Raw genomic sequence first — 21,820 nt, 5'->3', positions numbered from 1 at the left:
CGCCGGCGGGGGCGGTCGCCTTGAGGTCGATCACGCCAGCCACCCCGCCTGCACCGCCAGGAACGCCGCCACCACGAGCAGCGCGCCGGTCAGGATCGAGGTCGCGTACGACCGGACGAAGCCGGTCTGCCAGCGCCGGAGCCGACCCGAACCGCCCCCGACCCCGGCGGCCAGGCCGTTGACCAGCCCGTCGATGCCCCGGTTGTCCAGGTAGACCAGCGCCCGGGTGAGGAAGATGCCCGGCTTCTCGAAGACCACCTCGTTGAAGGCGTCCGTGTAGAGGTTGCGCCGGGCGGCGGTGACCAGCACCCCGGCCGGCTGCGGCGCGGTGGCCGTGCCGTTGCGGAACAGCGCCCAGGCCAGCCCGGCACCGAGCACCGTCACCACCAGCGACAGCGCGGTGAGCAGCCAGTGCGGCAGCACGGCGGCGTGCTCGGCGTGCTCGCCGCCCAGCCCGGCGGTGGCGGTGAGCCAGTCCGGTACGGAGGTGGCGAGCAGGAAGCCGGCGCCGACCGAGCCGACCGCCAGCAGGATCAGCGGGATGGTCATCAGCTTCGGCGACTCGTGCGGGTGCTCGATGTCCTCGGTCCACCGCTTCGGGCCGTGGAAGGTGAGGACGAACAGCCGGGTCATGTAGAAGGCGGTCAGCCCGGCACCGAGCAGCGCCGCCCCGCCGAACAGCCAGGCCGTCCAGCCCTCCCGCTCGAACGCGGCCACGATGATCGGCTCCTTGGAGAAGAAGCCGGAGAACGGGAACATGCCGATGATGGCGAGCCAACCCATCATGAAGGTGATCCAGGTGACCTTCATGTACTTCGACAGCCCGCCGAAGCGGCGGATGTCCACCTGGTCGTTCATGCCGTGCATGACCGAGCCGGCACCGAGGAACATGTTGGCCTTGAAGAAGCCGTGCGCCAGCAGGTGCACGATGGCCAGCGCGTACGCCGCGCCGCCGAGGCCGACACCGAGGAACATGTAGCCGATCTGGCTGACGGTCGACCAGGCCAGCACCCGCTTGATGTCGTCCTTGGCCGCGCCGATGATGCAGCCCATCAGCAGGGTCAGCGCGCCGACGCTGACCACCACGAGTTGCAGGGTCTCGTTGGCCGAGAAGATCGGGTTGGACCGGGCGATCAGGTAGACACCCGCGGTGACCATGGTGGCGGCGTGGATGAGCGCCGACACCGGGGTCGGGCCCTCCATCGCGTCCGGCAGCCACGCCTGGAGCGGGAACTGACCGGACTTGCCGGCCGCCCCGAGCAGCAGCAGCAGGCCCAACACCAGCACCGTGCCGCTGGCCAGCCCGCCGACGCCGGTGAAGACCTCGTCGTACTGAGTGGTGCCGAGGGTGGCGAACAGGATGAAGATGCCGATCGCCAGGCCGGCGTCGCCGACCCGGTTCATCAGGAACGCCTTCTTGCCGGCGGTGGCCGCGCTCGGCCGCCCGTACCAGAAGGAGATCAGCAGGTACGACGCCAGGCCGACGCCCTCCCAGCCGAAGTAGAGCATCACGTAGTTGTTGCCGAGCACCAGCAGCAGCATCGCGGCGACGAAGAGGTTGAAGTACGCGAAGAACCGTCGCCGGCCCTCGTCGTGCGCCATGTACTCGACCGCGTAGAGGTGGATCAGGAAGCCCACCCCGGTGATCAGCAGGACGAAGACCGCGGCCAACGGGTCGAAGAGCAGACCGAAGTCCACCCTCAGGTTGCCGACGGTGATGAAGTCCCAGAGGCTCAGCTCGACGGACTTGTTCTCCAGCCCGCGCAGCTGGAAGAACGAGGTGAGCCCCAGCACGAACGCGGCACCGATCGCGGCCACGCCCAGCCAGTGTCCCCAGCGGTCGGCCCGCCGGCCGAGCAGCAGCAGGATCGCCGCGCTGACCAGCGGGATCGCCACCAGCAGCCAGACGCTGCTCAGCAGGCCGTCCGCCGCCGCGTAGGTGACGGCACCCGCCGGCTCTGCCTGGGCGTACGTCAGAATCTCATCCACCGCAGGGCCCCTTTAGTACTTCAGCAGGTTGGCGTCGTCGACGCTCGCGGAGCGTCGGGTCCGGAAGATCGACATGATGATCGCGAGCCCGACCACGACCTCGGCCGCCGCCACCACCATCACGAAGAACGCCATGATCTGTCCGTTGAGGTCACCGTTGATCCGGCTGAAGGTGACCAGCGTCAGGTTGGCCGCGTTGAGCATCAGCTCGACGCACATGAACAGCACGATCGCGTTGCGCCGCACCAGCACGCCGACCGCGCCGATGGTGAACAGCACCGCCGCCAGGATCAGGTAGTAGTCAGGGCTCACCGGACCGGCCTTTCGTTCGCGACTGCGGGGCTCCGCTTCGCTGCACTCCTCGCGCTCACCGAGGCCACGCTGCCGTTCGCGACTGCGGGGCTCCGCTTCGCTGCACTCCTCGCGCTCACCGTTCCGTCCCCTTCAGGGTGGTTTCCTCGGCGGTCAGCTCCCGCTGCGGCAGGATCGCCGGGGTGCTGCGGTCGGTCAGCCGGCCGTCGGGCAGCCGGGCCGGGGTGGCCACCGAGGAGGAGGTGGCGAAGATGCCCGGGCCGGGCTTCGGGCCCGGGTAGTTGCCGGGGCGGAACCGGGCCTTCATGGTGGCGACCTGGTCCATCTTGTCTTCCTTGCGCCGCTCGATGTGCGCCAGCACCATCGCGCCGATCGCCGCCGTGATCAGCAGCGCGGACGTCAGCTCGAAGGCGAGGACGTACTTGGTGAAGAGCAGCCGGGCGATGCCCTGCACGTTGCCCTCCGCGTTGGCCTGCTCCAGACCGACTGCGGCGACCCCGTTCAGCGCCCGGTAGAGGCCGGTGCCGACCAGCCCGGCGAAGCCGAGTCCGAGCACCACCGCGGCGACCCGCTGGCCGCGCAGCGTCTCGATCAGCGAGTCGGAGGCGTCCCGACCGACCAGCATCAGCACGAACAGGAACAGCATCATGATCGCGCCGGTGTAGACGATGATCTGCACCATGCCGATGAACGGCCCGGCCTGCAGGACGTAGAACACGCCCAGGCAGAGCATGGTGAGCACCAGGAAGAGCGCCGAGTGCACGGCGTTGCGTGCCCAGACCATGCCGATCGCGCCGATCAGCGCCAACGGGGCGAGGATCCAGAAGGTGACCTCCTCACCCCCGGTCACCTGGCCCGCCGCGGCGAGCACCGTGGACGTGTTCATGCTCCGGCTCCCTTGCCCGCTGCCGACCCGTCGGCCGCGCCGGCCCGTTGGGCCGCCTGCTCGGCACCCGGGAAGGTCACCCCGGGGTGCTCCTCGACCCGGTAGCCGCCGGACCCCATCGGCGACTGCTCGGCACCGGCCGAGGTGCCCGGGTTGGTCAGCGCGCCGACGTAGTAGTCCTTCTCGCTGTCACCGAGCCGCATCGGGTGCGGCGGCTGCTCCATGCCTTCGAGCAGCGGAGCGAGCAACTGCTCCTTGGTGAAGATCAGGTCCTGCCGGTTGTCCCGGGCCAGCTCGTACTCGTTGCTCATGGTCAGCGAACGGGTCGGGCAGGCCTCGATGCAGAGCCCGCAGAAGATGCACCGGGCGTAGTTGATCTGGTAGACGCTGGCGTACCGCTCGCCCGGCGAGAAGCGCTGCTCGTCGGTGTTGTCGCCACCCTCGACGAAGATCGCGTCCGCCGGGCAGGCCCAGGCGCACAGCTCGCAGCCGATGCACTTCTCCAGGCCGTCCGGGTGCCGGTTGAGGATGTGCCGCCCGTGGTAGCGCGGCGCCGAGACCGGCGGCTTGAACGGGTAGTCGGTGGTGACGACCTTCCTGAACATGTGCGAGAAGGTGACACCGAAGCCCTTGAACGTTCCGGTGATCGCGCCCACGTCACACCTCCTGAGAGTCGGAGCCGGTGGCGATGTTGGCCGGCTCCCGCTCGGCGACCACGCGCTTGGTGCGCGGGCTCGGCGGTACCTGTAGATCCAGCGGGGGCAGCGGGAAGCTGCCGTACGGCCGGCTGTCGGCCTGTTCCTGCGGGGTCGGCTTCGGGGCCGGCTTGCGGCTCGGCCACAGCAGCGTCGCCAGCAGCAGCACACCCGCGCCGACGGCGGTGGCGAGCAGCCGGTCGCGCGACTGCCAGTCCTCGATGGAGCGCAGCCCGGCCAGGACCAGGATCCAGACCAGGTTGATCGGGAGCAGCACCTTCCAGCCGAAGCGCATGAACTGGTCGTAGCGCAGCCGGGGCAGGGTGCCCCGGAGCCAGACGAAGACGAAGACCAGCAGCAGCACCTTGCCGAAGAACCAGAGCATCGGCCACCAGCCGGTGTTGGCGTCCCCCCACAGCGTGATCGGCCAGGGGGCCCGCCAACCACCGAGGAAGAGCGTCGTGGTGACCGCGGACATGGTCACCATGGCGACGTACTCGGAGAGCATGAAGAGCGCGAACTTCAGCGAGCTGTACTCGGTCATGAAGCCGGCGACCAGCTCCGACTCGGCCTCGGGCAGGTCGAACGGCGCCCGGTTGGTCTCCCCGACGGTGGCGATGAAGAAGATGATGAAGCTGGGCAGCAGCAGGATCGCGTACCAGCCCGGGGCCGGGATCTCGACGCCGGCGATGGTGAGCCGGGTGGCGTCCCCCTGGGCGGCGACGATCCCGCTGGTGGACATGGTGCCGGCGGTCATGAACACCGCGACGATGCTCAGCCCCATGGCGACCTCGTAGGAGATCATCTGGGCGCTGGAGCGCAGCCCGCCGAGCAGCGGGTACGTCGAGCCGGAGGCCCAGCCGCCGAGCACGATGCCGTAGACGGCCAGCGACGAGCAGGCCAGCAGCACCAGCACCGCCACCGGCACGTCGGTGACCTGCAACGGCGTCCGGTGGCCGAAGATGCTCACCATCGGGCCGAACGGGACCACCGACAGCGCGGTGACCGCACAGACCACCGAGATGACCGGCGCGAAGAAGTAGACCACCTTGTCGGCGGACTTCGGGAGGATGTCCTCCTTGAAGGCCATCTTGAGGCCGTCGGCGAGGGTCTGCAGCAGGCCGAACGGGCCGACCTGGTTCGGGCCGGGCCGGACCTGCATGTAGCCGACGACCCGCCGCTCGAACCAGACGCCGAGCAGGGTGGCGAGCAGACCGAAGACGAAGGCGAAGACGATCTTGATGAGGACCAGCCACCACGGGTCCCGACCGAAGTCGGCAAGCGTCGGGTCCTGCGCCAGGAGGAGGGTGTTCACTGTGCACCTCCGGAGATCCGGACCACCGTGCCGGACGCGGTGCCGAGGCTGCGCCGGACGGTCGAACCGGGCGAGTTGGTCGGCAGCCAGACGACGCCGTCGGGCATCTCGGTGATCGCCGCCGGCAGGGTGACCGCACCCCGGTCGGTGCCCACCGTGACCGGGTCACCGTCGGCCACGCCGAGCGTCTCGGCGGTGCCCTTGCCCAGCCGGACCACCGGCGGACGGGCGGTGCCGGCGAGGTGCTCGTCGCCGTCGGTGAGGCTGCCCAGGTCGATCAGCTGGTGCCAGGTGGCCAGCACCGCCTCGCCCGCGCCCGGCTGGGGCACGGCCCCCGGGGCCACCGAGGGGGTGACCGGCCGGTCGGCCCGGGTCGGCGGCAGCGCGCCCAACTCCCGGCGCACGCTCGACACGTCGCCGGTGCCGAGCCGCACGTCGAGCTGCGCGGCGATCGCGTCCAGCACCCGGCCGTCGGTCATCGCGGCGGTGTGCAGCACCGCCTCGAAGGTGCGCAGCCGGCCCTCCCAGTCCAGGAAGCTGCCGGCCTTCTCGACCACCGGCGCGACCGGGAGCACCACGTCCGCCCGGCGGGCCACCGCCGAGTTGCGCAGCTCCAGGCTGACCAGGAAGGGCACCGCGTCGAGGGCCTGTTCGGCCAGCCGCGGGTCGGCCAGGTCGGCCGGGTCCACCCCGGCCACCACCAGGGCGCCGAGCTGGCCGTTCGCGGCGGCGGCGAGGATCTGGTCGGTGTCCCGACCGGCCTGGCTGGGGATCACCCCGGCCGGGATGTCCCACGCCTCACCCAACTCGGCACGGGCCGAGGGCTCGGTCACCGGACGCCCGCCGGGCAGCAGGTTGGGCAGGCAGCCCGCGTCGACCGCACCCCGGTCACCCGCGCGGCGCGGCACCCAGGCCAGCTTCGCACCGGTACGCCGGGCGACGTCCGCGGCGGCGGAGAGGCCACCCGGCACGCCGGCCAGCCGCTCACCGACGAACAGGATCGCGCCCTCGGCGCTCAGCGCCTCGGCCACCGTGTCGTGCTCGGCGAGCACGCTCGCCTCCTCGCCCGGCACCACCCGGGCCAGCTTGGCCCCGAGCTTCTCCAGGCCACGGGTGGCGAACGGGGCGATCGCGTACACCGTCAGCTTCTTCTTCAGGTACGCCTTGCGCAGCCGCAGGAAGAGGATCGGGCACTCCTCCTCCGGCTCCAGGCCGACCAGCACCACCGTGGACGCCTTCTCCACGTCGGCGTAGGTCACGTCGGTGACCCCGGCGACGGTGCTGGCCAGGAAGTCGGCCTCCTCGCGGGAGACCGGCCGGGCCCGGAAGTCGATGTCGTTGGTGTTCAGGGCGACCCGGGCGAACTTCGCGTACGCGTAGGCGTCCTCGACGGTCAGCCGGCCACCGGTCAGCACCGCCGTCCCGCGACCCTCGTCGCGGGCGGCCCGCAGCCCGTCGGCGGCCCGGGTCAGCGCCTCGCTCCAGGACGCCTCGCGCAGCTCACCGGACTTCTCGTCGCGGACCAGCGGGGTGCTCAACCGGTCGAAGGCGCGGGTGTACTGGAAGCCCCACCGCCCCTTGTCGCAGTTCCACTCCTCGTTGACCTGCGGGTCGTCCCCGGCGAGCCGGCGCAGCACCTTGCCCCGCCGCCAGTCGGTGCGCTGGGCGCAGCCGGCCGAGCAGTGCTCGCAGACGCTCGGGCTGGAGACCAGGTCGAACGGGCGGGCCCGGAACCGGTACTGCGCCCCGGTGAGCGCGCCGACCGGGCAGATCTGCACGGTGTTGCCGGAGAAGTACGAGTTGAACGGGACGTCGCCCTCGTCGCCCTCCGCGCCGTACGCGTCGTCCCGGTAGATGTTGATCTCTTCGGCGGACGACCGGCCCATCAGGTCGATGAACTTGTCGCCGGCGATCTCCTCGGAGAACCGGGTGCAGCGCTGGCAGAGCACGCAGCGCTCCCGGTCCAGCAGCACCTGGGTGCTGATCTCCATCGGCTTGACGTACTCCCGCTTGTGCTCGTGGAAGCGGGAGTCGGTGCGGCCGGTGGACATCGCCTGGTTCTGCAGCGGGCACTCACCACCCTTGTCGCACATCGGGCAGTCCAGCGGGTGGTTGAGCAGCAGCAGCTCCATCACCCCCTCCTGCGCCTTCTTGGCGACCGGGGAGCTGAGCTGGGTGCGGACCACCATGCCCTGGGCGACGGTCTGGGTGCAGGAGGCGACCGGCTTGCGCTGCCCCTCCACCTCGACCAGGCACTGCCGGCAGGCGCCGGCCGGGGCCAGCAGCGGGTGGTCGCAGAAGCGGGGGATCTCGGTGCCCAACTGCTCGGCGACCCGGATCAGCAGCGCCCCCTTGGGGGCGGTGACCTCGACGCCGTCGATGGTGAGCGTGACCGTCTCGGTCTGCTTGGCTACGTCGGTCATCAGAGTCGCCTTCCATTCGCGACTGCGGGACTCGCGTTCATCAGTGCGCCCCCACCAGCTGCTTGTCCGACAGCTTCGGCGCGGTACGCCCCTCGATGTAGTCGAGGTAGTCCTGCTTGAAGTACTGCAACGACGAGGTCACCGAGCTGGTCGCACCGTCGCCCAGACCGCAGAACGAGCGGCCGAGGATGTTGTCGCAGGTGTCGAGCAGGGTGTCCAGGTCCTCGTGGGTGCCCTGGCCGGCCAGGATGCGCCGGTAGACCCGGACCATCCAGTAGTTGCCCTCGCGGCACGGGGTGCACTTGCCGCACGACTCGTGGTGGTAGAACTCCAGCCACCGGTAGGTCGCGTAGACCGGGCAGTCCTGGTCGGAGAAGATCTGGGTGGCCGTGGTGCCCAGGATCGAGCCGGCCGCCGCCACCCCCTCGAAGTCCAGCGGCACGTCCAGGTGCTCGGCGGTGAGCAGCGGGGTGGACGACCCCCCCGGCGTCCAGAACCTCAGCTGGTGACCGGGCTGCATCCCACCGGCCAGCTCGATCAGCTCGCGCAGGGTGACGCCCAGGCCGCACTCGAACTGGCCCGGGTTGACGATCCGGCCGGAGAGCGAGTAGATCATCGGCCCGGACGACTTCTCCGTGCCCATGGTCTTCCACCAGTCCACGCCGCCCAGCACGATGTAGGGCACGCTGGCGATGGTGCCGACGTTGTTGACCACCGTCGGGCTGGCGTACAGGCCGTGGGTGGCCGGGAACGGCGGGCGGAGCCGGGGCTGACCCCGGAACCCCTCCAGCGAGTCGAGCAGCGCCGTCTCCTCGCCGCAGATGTACGCCCCGGCGCCCGAGTGGACCACCAACTCCAGGTCGAACCCGGTGCCGAGGATGTTGCGTCCGAGGTAACCCTTGGCCTGCGCCTCGGCCACCGCGTTGCGCAGCCGGCGGGCGGCGTGCACCGCCTCGCCCCGGATGTAGATGTAGGCCCGGTTGGCCCGGATCGCGTACGAGGCGATGATGACGCCTTCGACCAGCGCGTGCGGGTCGTGGGTCATCAGCGGCAGGTCCTTGCAGGTGCCCGGCTCGCCCTCGTCGGCGTTGACCACCAGGTAGTGCGGCTTGCCGTCGCCCTGGGGGATGAAGCCCCACTTCAGGCCGGTGGGGAAGCCCGCACCACCTCGGCCGCGCAGCCCGGAGTCCTTGATCAGCTGGATCAGGTCGTCCGGGTGGGCCTTGAGGGCCTTGCGCAGCGCGGCGTAGCCGTCGAGCTTCTCGTAGGTGCCGATCCGCCAGGCGTCCGGCGAGATCCAGCGCCGGGTCAGCACGGGAGTCAGCTTGGCCAGGGTCTCCGGCCGGGGAGTGGTCACTTCTGGGCCCCCGTCTCGCTCGCGACGGCGGAGCCCGCGCCGGCAGCGCCCGTTTCCGCCTCGGCTTCCTTGAGGTTGCGCTGCTGCGCCCCGGCCTCGTCGCCGGCGGGCTTGCCGTCACCGGCGGGTGGGTTCGCGGCCACCCCGGCCGCCTGCGCCGCCTGGGCGTCGCGGGAGGCCGGCGGCGGGCCGTCCGTCGGGACCCGGGTGCCGGGTGCGTCCGGTACGGCGGTCGCCGCGTCGGGCTGCCGGGTCTCGGCGGTACGCACCTGCGGCGACTTGGCGTCCGGCGCCTTGACGTCCGGCGCGGTGCTGCCACCGACCGGTGCCGGCTTCGTCGCCGGGGCGGGCTCGACCGGCGCGGGGGCCTTGGCGGCCTCGGCCTTCGCCTCGGCGGCGGCCCGGTCGGCATCGGCCTTGCTGCGGATCGGGGTCTTCGGGTCGTAGCCCGGCGCCGCGATGCCGTGCTGCTCGGCCAGGCGCAGGCCGCGCAGGGTGGCCTCGCCCGGCCCGCCGTCCGCGACCGCGCCCTCACGCTCGTCGGCGAAGCCGGCGAGCTGCACCGCCATCTCCTTGAGCGTGCAGAGCCGGGCGCCCCGGGTCGGCATCGGCCGGCCCCCGGCGCGCAGTTCGTCCACCACGCCGAGCGCGCCCTGCGGGTCGACGCCGTCGAAGAAGTCGTAGTTGACGGTCATCACCGGGCCGTAGTCGCAGGCCGCCAGGCACTCGGCGTGCTCCAGGGTGATCTTCCCGTCGGCGGTGGTCTCGTCGTGCCCGACGCCCAGGTGCTCGACCAGGGTGTCGTAGACCTCCTGGCCACCGAGCACGTTGCACATCGTGTTGGTGCAGACGCTGACCAGGTAGTCACCGGTGGGCCGGCGCTTGTACATGGTGTAGAAGGTGGCCACCGCGCCGACCTGGGCCTTGTTCAGCCCCAGCACCTCGGCACAGAACGTCACCCCGGCCGGGGAGACGTAACCCTCCTCGGCCTGCACCAGGTGCAGCAGCGGCAGCAGCGCCGAGCGGGACCGGTCGGCCGGGTAGCGGGCGATGATCTCCCGCGCCCGGGCCCGGGTCTCTTCAGTAAACGTCGTCATCGGTCACAACCACCCATCACGGGGTCCAGCGAGGCGCCGCCGGCGATCACATCGGCGATCAGGCCGCCCTCGGCCATCGCCGGGAGGGCCTGGAGGTTGACGAAGCTCGGCTCCCGGTAGTGCACCCGGTACGGCCGGGTGCCGCCGTCGGAGACCGCGTGCACGCCCAACTCGCCCCGGGGCGACTCGATACCGACGTACACCTGGCCCGGTGGGACCCGGAAGCCCTCGGTGACCAGCTTGAAGTGGTGGATCAGCGACTCCATCGACTGACCCATGATCTTGGCGACGTGCTCCAGCGAGTTGCCCATGCCGTCCACGCCGATGGCCAGCTGCGCCGGCCAGGCGATCTTGCGGTCGGCCACCATCACCGGGCCCGGCTGCAACCGGTCCAGCGCCTGCTCGACCAGCTTGAGCGACTCCCGGATCTCGGCGAGCCGGACCAGGTAGCGGCCCCAGACGTCGCCGTCCGGGTGGGTCGGCACGTCGAACTCGTAGCTCTCGTAGCCGCAGTACGGCATGGTCTTGCGCAGGTCCCAGCCGAGGCCGGCGGAGCGCAGCACCGGGCCGGTCACGCCGAGCGCGAGGCAGGCGGTCGCGTCGAGCACCGCGACGCCCTGGGTCCGCTCGGTCCAGATCGGCTGACCGGAGAGCAGGTCCTCGTACTCCTTGAGCTTCTTCGGCATCATCGTGAGGAAGTCGCGGATCTTGACGATCGCCGCGTCCGGCACGTCCTGTGCCACCCCGCCCGGCCGGACGTACGCGTGGTTCATCCGCAGGCCGGTGATGGTCTCGAAGATGTCGAGGATGTACTCCCGCTCGCGGAAGCCGTACAGCATGATGGAGATCGCGCCCAGCTCCATGCCGGTGGTGGCCAGCCAGACCAGGTGCGAGGAGATCCGGTTCAGCTCCATCATCAGGACCCGGATCGTGGTGGCCCGCTCGGTGATGTCGTCGGTGATGCCGAGCAGCTTCTCCACCGCGAGGCTGTACGCCGTCTCGTTGAAGATCGGGGCGAGGTAATCCATCCGGGTCACGAACGTCGAGCCCTGCACCCAGTTGCGGTATTCGAGGTTCTTCTCGATGCCGGTGTGCAGGTAGCCGACGACCGAGCGGGCCTCGCGGACCGTCTCGCCCTCCAGCTCCAGGATCAGCCGGAGCACGCCGTGCGTCGACGGGTGCTGCGGGCCCATGTTCACGACGATCCGCTCGTCGTTGATCGGGTCGGTGCCGGAGACGACCTGGTCCCAGTCCCCACCGGTGACGGTGAAGACCCGCCCCTCGGTGGTCTCCCGTTCGGCCGCGTAGTTGGACGTGGTCACTGGTACGACCTCCTACGGTCCGGCGGCGGGATCTCCGCGCCCTTGTACTCGACGGGGACCCCGCCGAGCGGGTAGTCCTTGCGCTGCGGGTGGCCCTCCCAGTCGTCCGGCATCAGGATCCGGGTCAGGTTGGGGTGGCCGTCGAAGACGACACCGAACATGTCGTACGCCTCGCGCTCCTGCCAGTCGGCCGTCGGGTAGACGGCGGTGACGCTGGGCAGGTGCGGGTCCTCGACGGAGACGGCCGCCTCCAGCCGGACCCGACGCCGGTAGGTCATCGAGGTGAGCAGGTAGACCACGTGCAGCCGGCGCTCGTCTGCGCCGAGGTAGTCCACTCCGGACACCGAGGAGCACAGCTCGAAGCGCAGCGCCAGATCGTCCCGCATCACCTGGCAGACCTCGGCGATCCGCTCCGGGCGCACGTGCAGGGTCAGCTCGCCCCGGTCGACGACGACCTTCTCGATCGCGTCGGCGAAGTGCGGGTACGCCTCCTCCAGCGCGTCGCGCACCTCGTCGAAGTAGCCCCCGTAGGGTCGGGGGGCCTCCTCGATCGGGGTACGTCTCCGGACCAGGCCGCCGTAGCCGGAGACGTCGCCGCTGCCCTGCATGCCGAACATGCCCTGCCCGGCAGGGCTGGACGGCGGCAGTTCGGCGGGAGCGCCGCTGGTCGCACCGGCCGGGGTGACCGGCACCGGCACCCCGCCGTCGTTCTTCCTGTCGTTCGGCGCGGTCACCGTGCCTGCCCTCCGTTCACCACTGCGGGGCTGCGCTGCGCCGCGTTCACTTGGGACCAGCCTGGGTCTGGAGGTGGTTCTGGGCGTTCATCCAGTTCTCGATCCGCAGCTGCTCCTCGCGCCCCTCGCGGACCGCCTTCGTCCACTCGGCACGGCGGGCCTTGTCGTTGCGGTACGACGAGGGCATCGAGCCGTACGGCACCACGGGCACGTCACCGCGCTCCAGGCGGGCCGCCTGCATCTTGCGGCCGTTCGGACCGAGCGGCTCGTACATGATCTTCTCGCGGAGCTTGAGGATCGCGTCGATGAGCATCTCGGGGCGGGGCGGGCAGCCCGGCAGGTACATGTCGACCGGGACGATGTGGTCGACGCCCTGGACGATCGCGTAGTTGTTGAACATGCCGCCGCTGCTGGCGCAGACGCCCATGGAGAGCACCCAGCGGGGCTCGGCCATCTGGTCGTAGATCTGGCGCAGCACGGGGGCCATCTTCTGGCTGACCCGGCCGGCCACGATCATCAGGTCGGCCTGGCGCGGCGAGGCCCGGAAGACCTCCATGCCCCAGCGGCCCATGTCATAGTGCGGACCACCGGCCGCCATCATCTCGATGGCGCAGCAGGCCAGGCCGAAGGTGGCGCCCCAGACGGACGACTTCCGCGACCAGTTGACCAGCTTCTCCACGGAGGTGAGCAGGACGCCGGCGGGGAGTTTCTCCTCGATGCCCATCTGACGTTCCTCCCTCAGTCCCAGTCCAGCCCGCCGCGCCGCCACACATAGGCGTACGCGACGAAGACCGCGACGATGAACAGGACCATCTCCACGAAGCCGAAGATCGGCAGGGCGTCGAAGGAGACCGCCCAGGGGTAGAGGAAGATGATCTCGATGTCGAAGACGATGAAGAGCATCGCCGTCAGGTAGAACTTGATCGGGAACCGTCCGCCGCCCACGGGCTGCGGGCTGGGCTCGATCCCACACTCGTATGCCTCGAGCTTGGCCTTGTTGTAGCGCCGGGGACCGGCGAAGCGGGCGGCGGCCACGGAGAACAGCGAGAACGCCGCGGCGAGGGCGAACAGCCCGATGATCGGTGCGTAAGGCGAGAGCGACATCTTTTCTCCTGCTCGTCCTTCCCCTGCCCCAGGTGCTTGACAAAATTCACACTATTCACGTCCACCGTGACTGCCGTCAGCGGGGGTCGATCTCTTGTCCCGTCCGGGACCGTCGTTGGCCTCGGACGGGTCGGTCTAGACGGCCGGAGCCGCCTTCGTCATCGCGTTGATGACCCGGTCCATCGCGTCCCCGCCGCGCGGGTCGGTCAGGTTGGCCAGCAGCTTGAGGACGAAGCGCATCAGCAGCGGGTGCGGCATGCCGTGCTTGGTCGCCATCCGCATCACCTCGGGCCGGCCGATCAGCTTGACGAAGATCCCGCCGAGCCGGTAGTAGCCGCCGAACCGGGCCTTCAGCTCCTGCGGGTACGCGGTCAGCGCCCGCTCCCGCTCCGGGCCGGCCGGCCGGGCCAGCGCCTGCACGATAACCTCGGCGGCCAGTTCGCCGGACTCCATCGCGTACGCGATGCCCTCGCCGTTGAACGGGTTGACCATGCCGCCGGAGTCGCCGACCAGCAGGACCCCCCGGGTGTAGTGCGGCACCCGGTTGAAGCCCATCGGCAGCGCCGCGCCGAGGATCGGGCCGTCGGCGTTCGCCTCGTCGGTCATCCCCCAGTCCGCCGGGGTGTTGGCCAGCCAGTCGGTGAGCAGCCGCCGGTAGTTCGTCTTGCCGAACGCGGAGGAGGAGTTGAGCACGCCGAGGCCGACGTTGACCCGGCCGTCGCCCAGGCCGAATATCCAGCCGTAGCCGGGCAGCAGCGCGTCGCTGTCCTTGCTGCGCAGCTCCAGCCAGGATTCCAGGTAGTCGTCGTCGTGCTTGGCCGGCGAGTGGTAGTAGCGGCGGACGGCCACCCCGATCGGCCGGTCCTCCCGCTTGGCCAGGCCGAGAGCGAGCGGGAACCGGCCGGAGACGCCGTCGGCGGCGACCACCAGCGGGGCGTGGAAGGTGGCGGGTGCCCGGTCCGGGCCGACCTCGGCGGTCACCCCGACCACCCGGTCGTCGCCGTCGAGCACCGGGCCGATGACGTTGACGTTGGTCCGCAGCTCCGCGCCGGCCGCGACCGCGCGCTGAGCGAGCAGGTCGTCGAAGTCCAGCCGGGTCCGGACCAGGCCGTAGTTGGGGAAGCTGGCCAGGTCGGGCCAGTCCAGTTCGAGGCGTACCCCGCCGCCGATCACCCGCAGGCCCTTGTTGTGCAGCCAGCCGGCCTCGGGCGAGGTGTCCACGCCCATCCGGATGAGCTGCCGGGTCGCCCGGGGGGTGAGGCCGTCCCCGCACACCTTCTCGCGGGGGAACTCGGTCTTCTCCAACAGCAGCACGCGTACGCCGTGCCGCGCCAGGTGGTACGCCGTCGCCGATCCACCGGGACCAGCGCCCACCACGATCACGTCGGCGTCGTTCTCCACCGAAGTCATCTGCGCCTCCCTCCCGCACGCTCGTGAAATGCTTCACAAGCCGATCGGGTTGGAGTCTATGACCGTGGTTACCCCGCCGCCGGGTGAGGGGTACCTAACTTCTTGGAAACATGCGGGTCGGGGTCGGTTCGCCGCTCAGTTCCGGGCGGCGTCGAGCCCGGCGTCGGCCCGGATCGTCGCCGGCAGTTGGTCACGCAGCGCTCCGCCGGCCGCCCGGTCGAGTGCGCCGAGCACCTCGGCCACCACCTTTCGGACCTCGGCCGGATCCGCGCCGGCCAGCTCCCTGAGCTGGGCGACGAGCTCGATGGCGTCGTGGTCGGTGGTGCCCGGTGGGTCGCTCGGAGCTACTCCCGTCATGCAGGGGAGCATACGGGGCAAAGTAGACTTTAAGCGGACACTACTGAAAGTTGCCGTTCACCCACTGTCACCCGCGCACGGCCCGGTGCAGGGCCACCACCCCGCCGGTCAGGTTGCGCCACGCCACCCGGTCCCACCCGGCCGCGCCGATCCGCGCCGCCAGCGCCGCCTGGTCCGGCCAGGCCCGGATCGACTCGGCCAGATAGACGTACGCGTCGGGGTTGCTGGACACCGTCCGGGCCACCGCCGGCAACGACCGCATCAGATACGACAGGTAGACGGTACGGAAGGCCGGCTGCACCGGGCTGCTGAACTCGCAGACCACCAGCCGGCCGCCGGGCCGGGTCACCCGGGCCAGCTCCCGCAGCGCCGCATCGGTGTCGTTGACGTTGCGCAGGGCGAAGGAGATCGTCACCGCGTCGAAGGAGGCGTCGGCGAAGGGCAGCCGCAACGCGTCCCCGGCCAGCAGCGGCACCTCCGGCCGGACCCGCTTGCCGGCGTGCAGCATGCCCTGCGACAGATCCGCCCCCACCACGTACGCCCCGGAGCGGGCCAACTCCTGCGTCGACACGCCGGTGCCGGCACCCACGTCCAGCACCCGCTCCCCCGGGAGCAGCCCGAGCGCCGCCCGGGTGGCCCGCCGCCAGGACCGGTCCTGCCCGAAGGACAGCACCGTGTTCGTCAGGTCGTAACGGGCGGCCACCCCGTCGAACATCGCGGCGACCTCGTGCGGAGACTTGTCCAGGCCGGCGCGCTGGCCCTGCGGGGTACGACTCACCCCTCCACTCTGCCAGCCACCGCCCACCCGCCCGGCGCTGGGTCGCCACCCGCCCCGGCCGACCCCGTCACCTCGGACACCCCGGCCGGCACCGGCCCGCGTCACGTCACCCCGGGGCCGATCCGCCCGTCACGTCACCCCCCGGGGGGCCGGCCGTCCGGCGCATCCCCTCGGCGGCGGGTCTCCGGCGCGTCACCCCGGGTCGGGCCGGGCGGGTGACCCGGACGTGCGGCGGGCGGGGTGGATGACCACCCCGCCCGCTACGCCCTACCGCTCAGTGGTGCGACGACCCGCCGTCGTTCAGCTCCGCGGCTTCTCGTCGCCCGGGGTCACCAGCACGAGCCGACGCCGACGGGCGAGCATCAGCAGCGCCCCGCCCGCAAGCAGCACGACGGCACCGATGCCACCGATCAGGGTGGCCTGCGCGCCGGTCACCGGCAGACCGCCGTCGCCGCCACCCGTGCCGCCACTGGTGGTCGGGCTGGCGCTGGCGCTCGGGCTCGGCTGCCCGGTCGGGCTGGTGCTCGGGCTCGGCGACGGGCTCGGACCGGTGGTCAGGTCGACGAACACGTCGAACAGCGACTGGTTGTCGAGATCGTCGGACTCGGTGAAGGTCTTCCGCTGCGCCTTGCTGGCGACCTGCGGCTGCTCCTCCGGCGTGCCCTCGGCCTCGGTCAGGCCGGCGGCGAACAGGACGCCCGGGGTGAGCACCTTCTCGGTGACGTCCGCGCCGACCTTCACCCGCACGTCGGCGGTGTAGAACTCGCCCGGCCGCAGCACCGCGCCGGTGTCCTCGCAGTACGCCTGCGCGAAGCCGCCCAACTCCTGCTGCACGCAGCCCTCGGGCACCTCGACGAAGCTCACCCCGGCCGGCAGGAAGATGCCGTACGCGATGCCGGTGGCCCGGCGGCTGCCGCCGTTGTAGACCGCCCAGTCCAGCGGGGCGGTCCCGCCCGGCTTGACCCCGGTCAGTCCGCTCTCGCCGGCCTCGTCGCCGTCGACCACCACGTCGGCGTAGACGTCCTGCACCCAGGTGGTCAGGTCGTAGCCGGGCTTGACGACCATGATGTCGTGGTCGACCGAGTCCGAGGTGGCGTTGGGCGCACTGACGGTCACCTTCAGCACGCCTCCCTTGCCGCGCGTGTCGGTGCCGAACAGCGGGATGCCGAACTCCTCGGTGGTCCCGCCGGCGATGTCGTCGGTGGTGCCACCCAGGTCGGACAGGGAGCAGGTGAAGGCGGTGCCGGTGACGGCACAGCCGTCCGGCACGAGCACCCCGACCTTGTTCGGCTTGAGGCCCGCGGTCTCGACGGTGACCTTCACGTCCTTGGCGTCGACCGTGCCGCGGAGGTTCTGGACGGAGAACTTGAACGGCTTGGCCTTGGCCTCCTTGACCCCCAGCGCCAGCTGGGAGCTGAGCGGGACGAGGTCGAGCTTCGCCTGGTCGGCGGCGGTGGCCGGGGCGGCGACGGTGGCCAGGCCACCGACGGCGAGCAAAGCCACGGCGCCGACGCGGGCCAGGGCCGAGCGGTGGAACAGAGTCATCGATCCCCCGGGGGGCTAGGGACTGCTGGGAAAGGTGGGGCTGATGTGGCGAACCGAGCGGACGTTATCCGAGATCGACGCCGGTACGCCAGCCGTGACGTGCGTTTTTGTCCCAGACGGGCCCGAACGGATGAGGAGCGGGGGCGGGATGGTCACCCATCCCGCCCCCGTTTTATATGAACGGCCCTCCCGGGCCGATGGAGGACGTACGAAGTGTGTCCGGGCCTCCCACGCGGGAGACGAAGGTACGTCGGGCGCACGTTAGCGGGCACTGTCGCGCCGCGCCAACCCCCGCGCCGGACCATCGCGACCTGGGCATCCGCCCAGCGGGCCGTGCCCCGCCGGAATTGCCGCGTCTTGTGGTGGCTGATCCCCCGCCGCCTCCGCCGAACGGCGACCACGAATAGCCCCCGGGCCGACCACCGAACCCGATCAGCCAGTCACCCCGGCGACCCAATCAGTGACTCTGAGCGACAATCAGCGTGCTCCGGCCATCGCCGCCGCACCCGGGGGCGACCCGGCGGGCCTGGACGAGTGGCCGAGAGCGCCGTCGGCCGGTGACCGGGCGGGGCCTGGACGAGCGGCAGGGACCGCCGCCGGGCCCGGCCGGTGACTCAGCGGGCCTCGACGAGCGGCAGGGAACGGCCGGCACCGCCGCCGGGCATGGCGATCGAGGAGAAGTGCGACACCACCCGGTCGTCGGTCGGGTCGTCGGCCGGGGTGTGGTGCACCGCCAGCCGGCGGTAGAGGGTGTCGCGCTGGGCCGGAATCCGGTCGGCCGAGCGGATCATGCCGATCAGCTCGTGCAGGTTGGACCGGTGCCGCGCGCCGGCCGAGGAGATGACGTTCTCCTCCAGCATGATCGAACCGAGGTCGTCCACCCCCATGTGCAGGGCGAGCTGACCGACGTCCTTGCCGGTGGTCAGCCAGGACGCCTGCAGGTGCGGCACGGTCTCGAAGAAGAGCCGGGCCACCGCCACCAGCCGCAGGTATTCCAGCGTGGTGGCCTGGGTGCGACCCTTCAGGTGGTTGTTCTCCGGCTGGTACGTCCACGGGATGAACGCCCGGAACCCCCGGGTACGGTCCTGCACGTCGCGGATCATCCGCAGGTGCTCGATCCGCTCGGCGTTGGTCTCGCCGGTGCCCATCATCATCGTCGCGGTGGACTCCAGGCCCTGCCGGTGGGCCAGCTCCATGACCTCCAGCCAGCGCGCGCCGGACTCCTTCAGCGGGGCGATCGCCTTCCGCGGCCGGTCCGGGAGCATCTCGGCCCCGGCCCCGGCGATCGAGTCCAGCCCGGCCGTCTTGATCCGGGCGATGGCCTCGTCCAGGCTCACCTGGGAGACCTTCGCCATGTGCAGGATCTCGCTCGGCCCGATGGAGTGGATGACCAGCTGCGGGTACGCCTTCTTGACCGAGGAGAACAGCTCCTCGTAGTAATCCACCCCGTAGTCCGGGTGGTGGCCGCCCTGGAGCATGACCTGGGTGGCGCCCAGCTCGACCGCCTCGCCGCAGCGACGCAGGATCTCCTCGGTCGGGTGGGTCCACCCCTCGGCGTGCTTGGGCGCGCGGTAGAACGCGCAGAACTTGCACGCCGTCACGCAGACGTTGGTGTAGTTGATGTTGCGGTCGATCAGGTAGGTGACGATGTTGTCCGGGTAGCGCCGCCGGCGTACCGCGTCCGCCGCCTCGCCCAACGCGTGGAAGGGCGCCTCGGTGTAGAGCAGCAGCGCCTCCTCGGGCGTGATCCGCCCGCCGTCCGCGCCACGCTGCAGGATGTCGTCGATCTCCCGGTTCGCCGTCACGCCACCGAGCGTACGCCGACCTTCCGCCCTGGCCCCCAGTGGTGCGCCGACCCGTGACGCGCCCCGCACCACCAGCGTCGAGGGCTCGCCAAGCCCGATCGGGTCACCGACAACGAAGGCGGCCGCCGCGACATCCCACGCATGATGCCTGAATAATTCAAGTATCATGCCGGAATGATTATATGATTAACCCATGTTGTATTCGACGCCCACGTTGACGGGCGCGGACGAGCGCGTCCTCGCCGAGGTGGAGGCGATGCGGGAGGCCCTTCGCTACCAGGTCGCCGAGCCACGCCGGTGGAGCGGACACCTGCGGAGGTCCCTGATCGCCCACGCGATCCAGGGGTCCAACTCGATCGAGGGTTACCAGGTCGGGCTGGACGATGCCGTCGCCGCCGTGACCGGTGTAGACCCGATGGAAACCAGTCCGGGAACCTGGGACGTCATCACCGGCTACCGCGACGCACTCACCTACGTGCGACAACTGGGCCAGTCCCGGGAGTTCGCCTGGCAACACATGCTCCTCAACGCCCTGCATTTCATGATGATGCGACACGAACTGACCAAATGGCCCGGACGGTATCGACCCGGGGACAGCTATGTCGATGAAGCCAACACCGGCCGGCGCGTCTACACCGGGCCGGACGCCGACGAGGTGCCGTCCCTGGTCTCCGAGCTGATCGACTGGCTCGGCGGTGCGGAACCCGACATCCCCCTCCTCGTCCGCGCGTCGATGGCACACCTGAACCTGGTCAAGATCCATCCTTGGCGCGACGGGAACGGCCGGATGTCGCGGTGCCTGCACACTCTGGTGCTTGCCCGCGACGGCGTGCTCGCGCCCGAGTTCTCCTCGATCGAGGAGTGGCTCGGTGCCGGCCGGAACACCTACGCCTACTACGACGTGCTGGCCGAAGTGGGCGGCTCAACCTGGCAACCCGCGAACGACACCGGCCCGTGGATCCGATTCTGCCTGAGCGCGCACCACCAACAGGCACAGTTGGTCCGGCAACGTATCGACCAGGCCGCCCGGCTCTGGGAACTGCTCGACAACCGGGTACGCCAGGACGGGCTGCCCGAACGCGTGGTCAGCGCCCTGCAACTCGCGGCAACCGGCGGCAGGGTGCGCCGGACCGTCTATCAGCAGGACGAGTCCCTCACCGACGACCAAGCCGTCCGTGACCTCCGAGCACTGCTGCGATCGGGCCTGTTGGAACAACGCGGTCAGACCCGGGGTAGGTACTACGTCGCCTCGACCGCGCTGCGTGAGCACGCCACCCCGGCCCTACGCCCCACGGAGATCATCGACCCGTACGACCGACTCCGGTAGGGCCGGTGCTTCCACGTACCCCTGACTGGCTGCTCACAGGCCGCCATCCGCCACGACCGGCTGTCGAAGGCCAGCACCTGTCCGGGCGGCGCCTTGGCGTAGAGCAACAGCGCTTCCTCAGGCGTGATCCGCCCTCCGCACCGCGTTGCCGGATGTCGTCGATCTCCAGGAGAACTCGGCAACGGCGCAGGACGGAAGGAACGCGCATGATCGTGCTGCCAGGACTGTGCCTGCTCGGCCGTGTCGCGCTGCTGACCCAACGATCAGGACGCCGGAAGACCGGCCTTCAGACCCCGGAGCGCGCCGGCGGGTCGGCGACGAAGGCGGCCCAGGACCGCCGGTCGAAGGCCAGCACCGGACCGGACCGATCCTTGGAGTCCCGCACCCCCACCACATGCGCCACCGCAGCCACCTCGACACAGTTGGTGTCGGAGCCGCTGCGGGTCGACTTGCGCCACGTGGCCTCCGACAACTCTGCGATCACCATCTGCGGCTCACTCCCGCTCGTGCTCCACCGCGACCTGGGCTATCAACTTCACCGATTCGACCGGGCTCAACGCTGACCTCGCCAGGGTATCCGCCTCCCGACGGAACACGTCCACCTGATCGGGCTTCTCCAGGAAGATGCTGGAGATCCTGTGCTCCAGGTGCACCACCGGCGGGAGCCGGTCGAAGTCGAACAGGACGAACGCTCCATCCAACCCGGAGTGTCCGCCGCACGCAAGCGGGACCACCTGAAGGGTCAGATTCGGCCGATCGGCCATCTCGATCAGGTGGTGGAGCTGCCGGGCCATCAGACGGCGACCGCCGAGTGGCCGACGGAGCACCATCTCGTCGATGACCAGACTCAGCTCCGGCGGCTCGTCCCGGGCCAGGATCGCCTGCCGGCCCAGCCGGGCCGCGACCCGCGCCTGGGCGTCCGCCGGGGCCACCCCACACGCCTTCATCAGGGCGCTGGTGTACTCCGGCAACTGGAGCAGGCCCGGCACCAGCAACGGCTCCCAGCCCACGATCCGGGTCGCCTCGGCCTCGAACCGGATGAAGGTACGCGACCACGGGGTCAGGCCGACCGAGTGCGTCTCCCACCAGCCCGGCTCCCGGCCGCGTCTGGCCATGTCGAGCAACCGCTTGCGCTCCTCGCCGACGACACCGTAGATGGCCAGCAGCGCGGCGATCTCCTCCAGCCGGATGCCCTGCTGGCCGGTCTCGATCCGGGAGAGCTTCGACGGCTGCCAGCCGAGTTGGGTCGCCACCCCCGAGCCGGTCAGGCGTCTGGCCCGCCGCATCTGCCGCAGCTCGCCACCCAGCCCACGGCCCACCACGGTCGGCGCGCTCTGCTTCGCCACCAGGACTCCCCACCGATC

20 protein-coding genes are annotated in these 21,820 nt (G+C 70.6%); 1 reads left to right on the top strand and 19 read right to left on the bottom strand.

The annotated features are described in order from the left end of the window. Window positions 1-30: 30 nt before the first annotated feature. From nuoL to mqnC, 17 genes are all read right to left on the bottom strand, one after another. Window positions 31-1,989, bottom strand: a complete 1,959-nt coding sequence (gene nuoL / locus GA0070216_RS12685; RefSeq protein ID WP_091244418.1) for an NADH-quinone oxidoreductase subunit L — start codon at window positions 1,987-1,989, stop codon at window positions 31-33. A 12-nt stretch (window positions 1,990-2,001) separates the two neighbouring features. Then, on the bottom strand, window positions 2,002-2,301 hold the full coding sequence (nuoK, locus tag GA0070216_RS12680) for an NADH-quinone oxidoreductase subunit NuoK (RefSeq protein ID WP_091244416.1): 300 nt from the start codon (window positions 2,299-2,301) through the stop codon (window positions 2,002-2,004). A 115-nt stretch (window positions 2,302-2,416) separates the two neighbouring features. Continuing rightward, a complete protein-coding gene (locus GA0070216_RS12675; protein WP_091244413.1) occupies window positions 2,417-3,187 on the bottom strand; it encodes an NADH-quinone oxidoreductase subunit J in 771 nt (256 codons plus the stop codon). Next, complete coding sequence (gene nuoI, locus GA0070216_RS12670) at window positions 3,184-3,843, bottom strand: NADH-quinone oxidoreductase subunit NuoI (RefSeq protein ID WP_091244410.1); 660 nt, start codon at window positions 3,841-3,843, stop codon at window positions 3,184-3,186. The genes GA0070216_RS12675 and nuoI overlap by 4 nt, the downstream gene beginning before the upstream one ends. A 1-nt stretch (window position 3,844) precedes the next feature. Continuing rightward, window positions 3,845-5,197 carry an NADH-quinone oxidoreductase subunit NuoH gene (nuoH, locus tag GA0070216_RS12665; protein WP_091244407.1) on the bottom strand — a complete coding sequence of 451 codons (1,353 nt, stop codon included), beginning with the start codon at window positions 5,195-5,197 and terminating at the stop codon, window positions 3,845-3,847. Then, a complete protein-coding gene (locus GA0070216_RS12660) occupies window positions 5,194-7,620 on the bottom strand; it encodes an NADH-quinone oxidoreductase subunit G (RefSeq protein WP_091244404.1) in 2,427 nt (808 codons plus the stop codon). Before GA0070216_RS12660 ends, nuoH begins: the two co-directional genes overlap by 4 nt. Window positions 7,621-7,660: 40 nt before the next feature. After that, the gene (gene nuoF, locus GA0070216_RS12655; RefSeq protein ID WP_091244401.1) at window positions 7,661-8,977 is read right to left on the bottom strand and encodes an NADH-quinone oxidoreductase subunit NuoF; all 1,317 of its coding nucleotides are present in this window, start codon (window positions 8,975-8,977) and stop codon (window positions 7,661-7,663) included. After that, window positions 8,974-10,074, bottom strand: coding sequence for an NADH-quinone oxidoreductase subunit NuoE (gene nuoE, locus GA0070216_RS12650; RefSeq protein ID WP_091244398.1), 1,101 nt, complete (start codon window positions 10,072-10,074; stop codon window positions 8,974-8,976). Before nuoE ends, nuoF begins: the two co-directional genes overlap by 4 nt. Next, window positions 10,071-11,396 carry an NADH-quinone oxidoreductase subunit D gene (locus tag GA0070216_RS12645; protein WP_091244395.1) on the bottom strand — a complete coding sequence of 442 codons (1,326 nt, stop codon included), beginning with the start codon at window positions 11,394-11,396 and terminating at the stop codon, window positions 10,071-10,073. Before GA0070216_RS12645 ends, nuoE begins: the two co-directional genes overlap by 4 nt. Further along, window positions 11,393-12,130 carry an NADH-quinone oxidoreductase subunit C gene (locus GA0070216_RS12640; RefSeq protein WP_091244392.1) on the bottom strand — a complete coding sequence of 246 codons (738 nt, stop codon included), beginning with the start codon at window positions 12,128-12,130 and terminating at the stop codon, window positions 11,393-11,395. The genes GA0070216_RS12645 and GA0070216_RS12640 overlap by 4 nt, the downstream gene beginning before the upstream one ends. Before the next feature lie 46 nt (window positions 12,131-12,176). Beyond that, a complete protein-coding gene (locus GA0070216_RS12635) occupies window positions 12,177-12,854 on the bottom strand; it encodes a NuoB/complex I 20 kDa subunit family protein (RefSeq protein ID WP_091244389.1) in 678 nt (225 codons plus the stop codon). A 14-nt stretch (window positions 12,855-12,868) separates the two neighbouring features. Next, window positions 12,869-13,234 carry an NADH-quinone oxidoreductase subunit A gene (locus GA0070216_RS12630; protein ID WP_067300536.1) on the bottom strand — a complete coding sequence of 122 codons (366 nt, stop codon included), beginning with the start codon at window positions 13,232-13,234 and terminating at the stop codon, window positions 12,869-12,871. Window positions 13,235-13,369: 135 nt separating this feature from the next. After that, window positions 13,370-14,644, bottom strand: coding sequence for a geranylgeranyl reductase family protein (locus GA0070216_RS12625; RefSeq protein WP_091244386.1), 1,275 nt, complete (start codon window positions 14,642-14,644; stop codon window positions 13,370-13,372). Between the two features lie 135 nt (window positions 14,645-14,779). Further along, window positions 14,780-15,001, bottom strand: coding sequence for a hypothetical protein (locus tag GA0070216_RS12620; RefSeq protein ID WP_091244383.1), 222 nt, complete (start codon window positions 14,999-15,001; stop codon window positions 14,780-14,782). A gap of 67 nt (window positions 15,002-15,068) precedes the next feature. Next, entirely contained in the window at window positions 15,069-15,779 is a 711-nt protein-coding gene (locus GA0070216_RS12615; RefSeq protein ID WP_091244380.1) for a demethylmenaquinone methyltransferase, read from the bottom strand. A 300-nt stretch (window positions 15,780-16,079) separates the two neighbouring features. Further along, window positions 16,080-17,324 carry an LPXTG cell wall anchor domain-containing protein gene (locus GA0070216_RS12610; RefSeq protein WP_091244377.1) on the bottom strand — a complete coding sequence of 415 codons (1,245 nt, stop codon included), beginning with the start codon at window positions 17,322-17,324 and terminating at the stop codon, window positions 16,080-16,082. A 614-nt stretch (window positions 17,325-17,938) separates the two neighbouring features. After that, window positions 17,939-19,129, bottom strand: coding sequence for a cyclic dehypoxanthinyl futalosine synthase (gene mqnC / locus GA0070216_RS12605; protein ID WP_091244374.1), 1,191 nt, complete (start codon window positions 19,127-19,129; stop codon window positions 17,939-17,941). Window positions 19,130-19,322: 193 nt separating this feature from the next. Between mqnC and GA0070216_RS12600 the strand changes: the two genes are divergently transcribed. After that, entirely contained in the window at window positions 19,323-20,456 is a 1,134-nt protein-coding gene (locus GA0070216_RS12600) for a Fic family protein (RefSeq protein ID WP_245722464.1), read from the top strand. 286 nt (window positions 20,457-20,742) lie between these two features. Here the strand turns inward: GA0070216_RS12600 and GA0070216_RS12595 are convergent, their stop codons facing one another. Together GA0070216_RS12595 and GA0070216_RS12590 are read right to left on the bottom strand one after the other, a co-directional pair. Next, window positions 20,743-20,943, bottom strand: coding sequence for a DUF397 domain-containing protein (locus tag GA0070216_RS12595; RefSeq protein WP_091244371.1), 201 nt, complete (start codon window positions 20,941-20,943; stop codon window positions 20,743-20,745). A gap of 7 nt (window positions 20,944-20,950) precedes the next feature. Beyond that, complete coding sequence (locus GA0070216_RS12590) at window positions 20,951-21,802, bottom strand: helix-turn-helix domain-containing protein (RefSeq protein ID WP_218108193.1); 852 nt, start codon at window positions 21,800-21,802, stop codon at window positions 20,951-20,953. Window positions 21,803-21,820: the final 18 nt, after the last annotated feature.

Source organism: Micromonospora matsumotoense (assembly GCF_900091525.1).
Lineage (GTDB): Bacteria > Actinomycetota > Actinomycetes > Mycobacteriales > Micromonosporaceae > Micromonospora > Micromonospora matsumotoensis.
The sequence above is the reverse complement of the archived record's forward strand: the minus strand, read 5'-3'. Positions and strand labels throughout refer to the sequence as shown.

Coding starts and splice junctions, on each gene's coding strand:
- GA0070216_RS12675 (WP_091244413.1), bottom strand. CDS start 3,187: ATGAACACGTCCACGGTGCTCGCCGCGGCGGGCCAGGTGACCGGGGGT.
- GA0070216_RS12660 (WP_091244404.1), bottom strand. CDS start 7,620: ATGACCGACGTAGCCAAGCAGACCGAGACGGTCACGCTCACCATCGAC.
- nuoE (WP_091244398.1), bottom strand. CDS start 10,074: ATGACGACGTTTACTGAAGAGACCCGGGCCCGGGCGCGGGAGATCATC.
- GA0070216_RS12635 (WP_091244389.1), bottom strand. CDS start 12,854: ATGGGCATCGAGGAGAAACTCCCCGCCGGCGTCCTGCTCACCTCCGTG.
- GA0070216_RS12630 (WP_067300536.1), bottom strand. CDS start 13,234: ATGTCGCTCTCGCCTTACGCACCGATCATCGGGCTGTTCGCCCTCGCC.
- GA0070216_RS12625 (WP_091244386.1), bottom strand. CDS start 14,644: ATGACTTCGGTGGAGAACGACGCCGACGTGATCGTGGTGGGCGCTGGT.
- GA0070216_RS12620 (WP_091244383.1), bottom strand. CDS start 15,001: ATGACGGGAGTAGCTCCGAGCGACCCACCGGGCACCACCGACCACGAC.
- GA0070216_RS12610 (WP_091244377.1), bottom strand. CDS start 17,324: ATGACTCTGTTCCACCGCTCGGCCCTGGCCCGCGTCGGCGCCGTGGCT.
- GA0070216_RS12600 (WP_245722464.1), top strand. CDS start 19,323: ATGTTGTATTCGACGCCCACGTTGACGGGCGCGGACGAGCGCGTCCTC.
- GA0070216_RS12595 (WP_091244371.1), bottom strand. CDS start 20,943: ATGGTGATCGCAGAGTTGTCGGAGGCCACGTGGCGCAAGTCGACCCGC.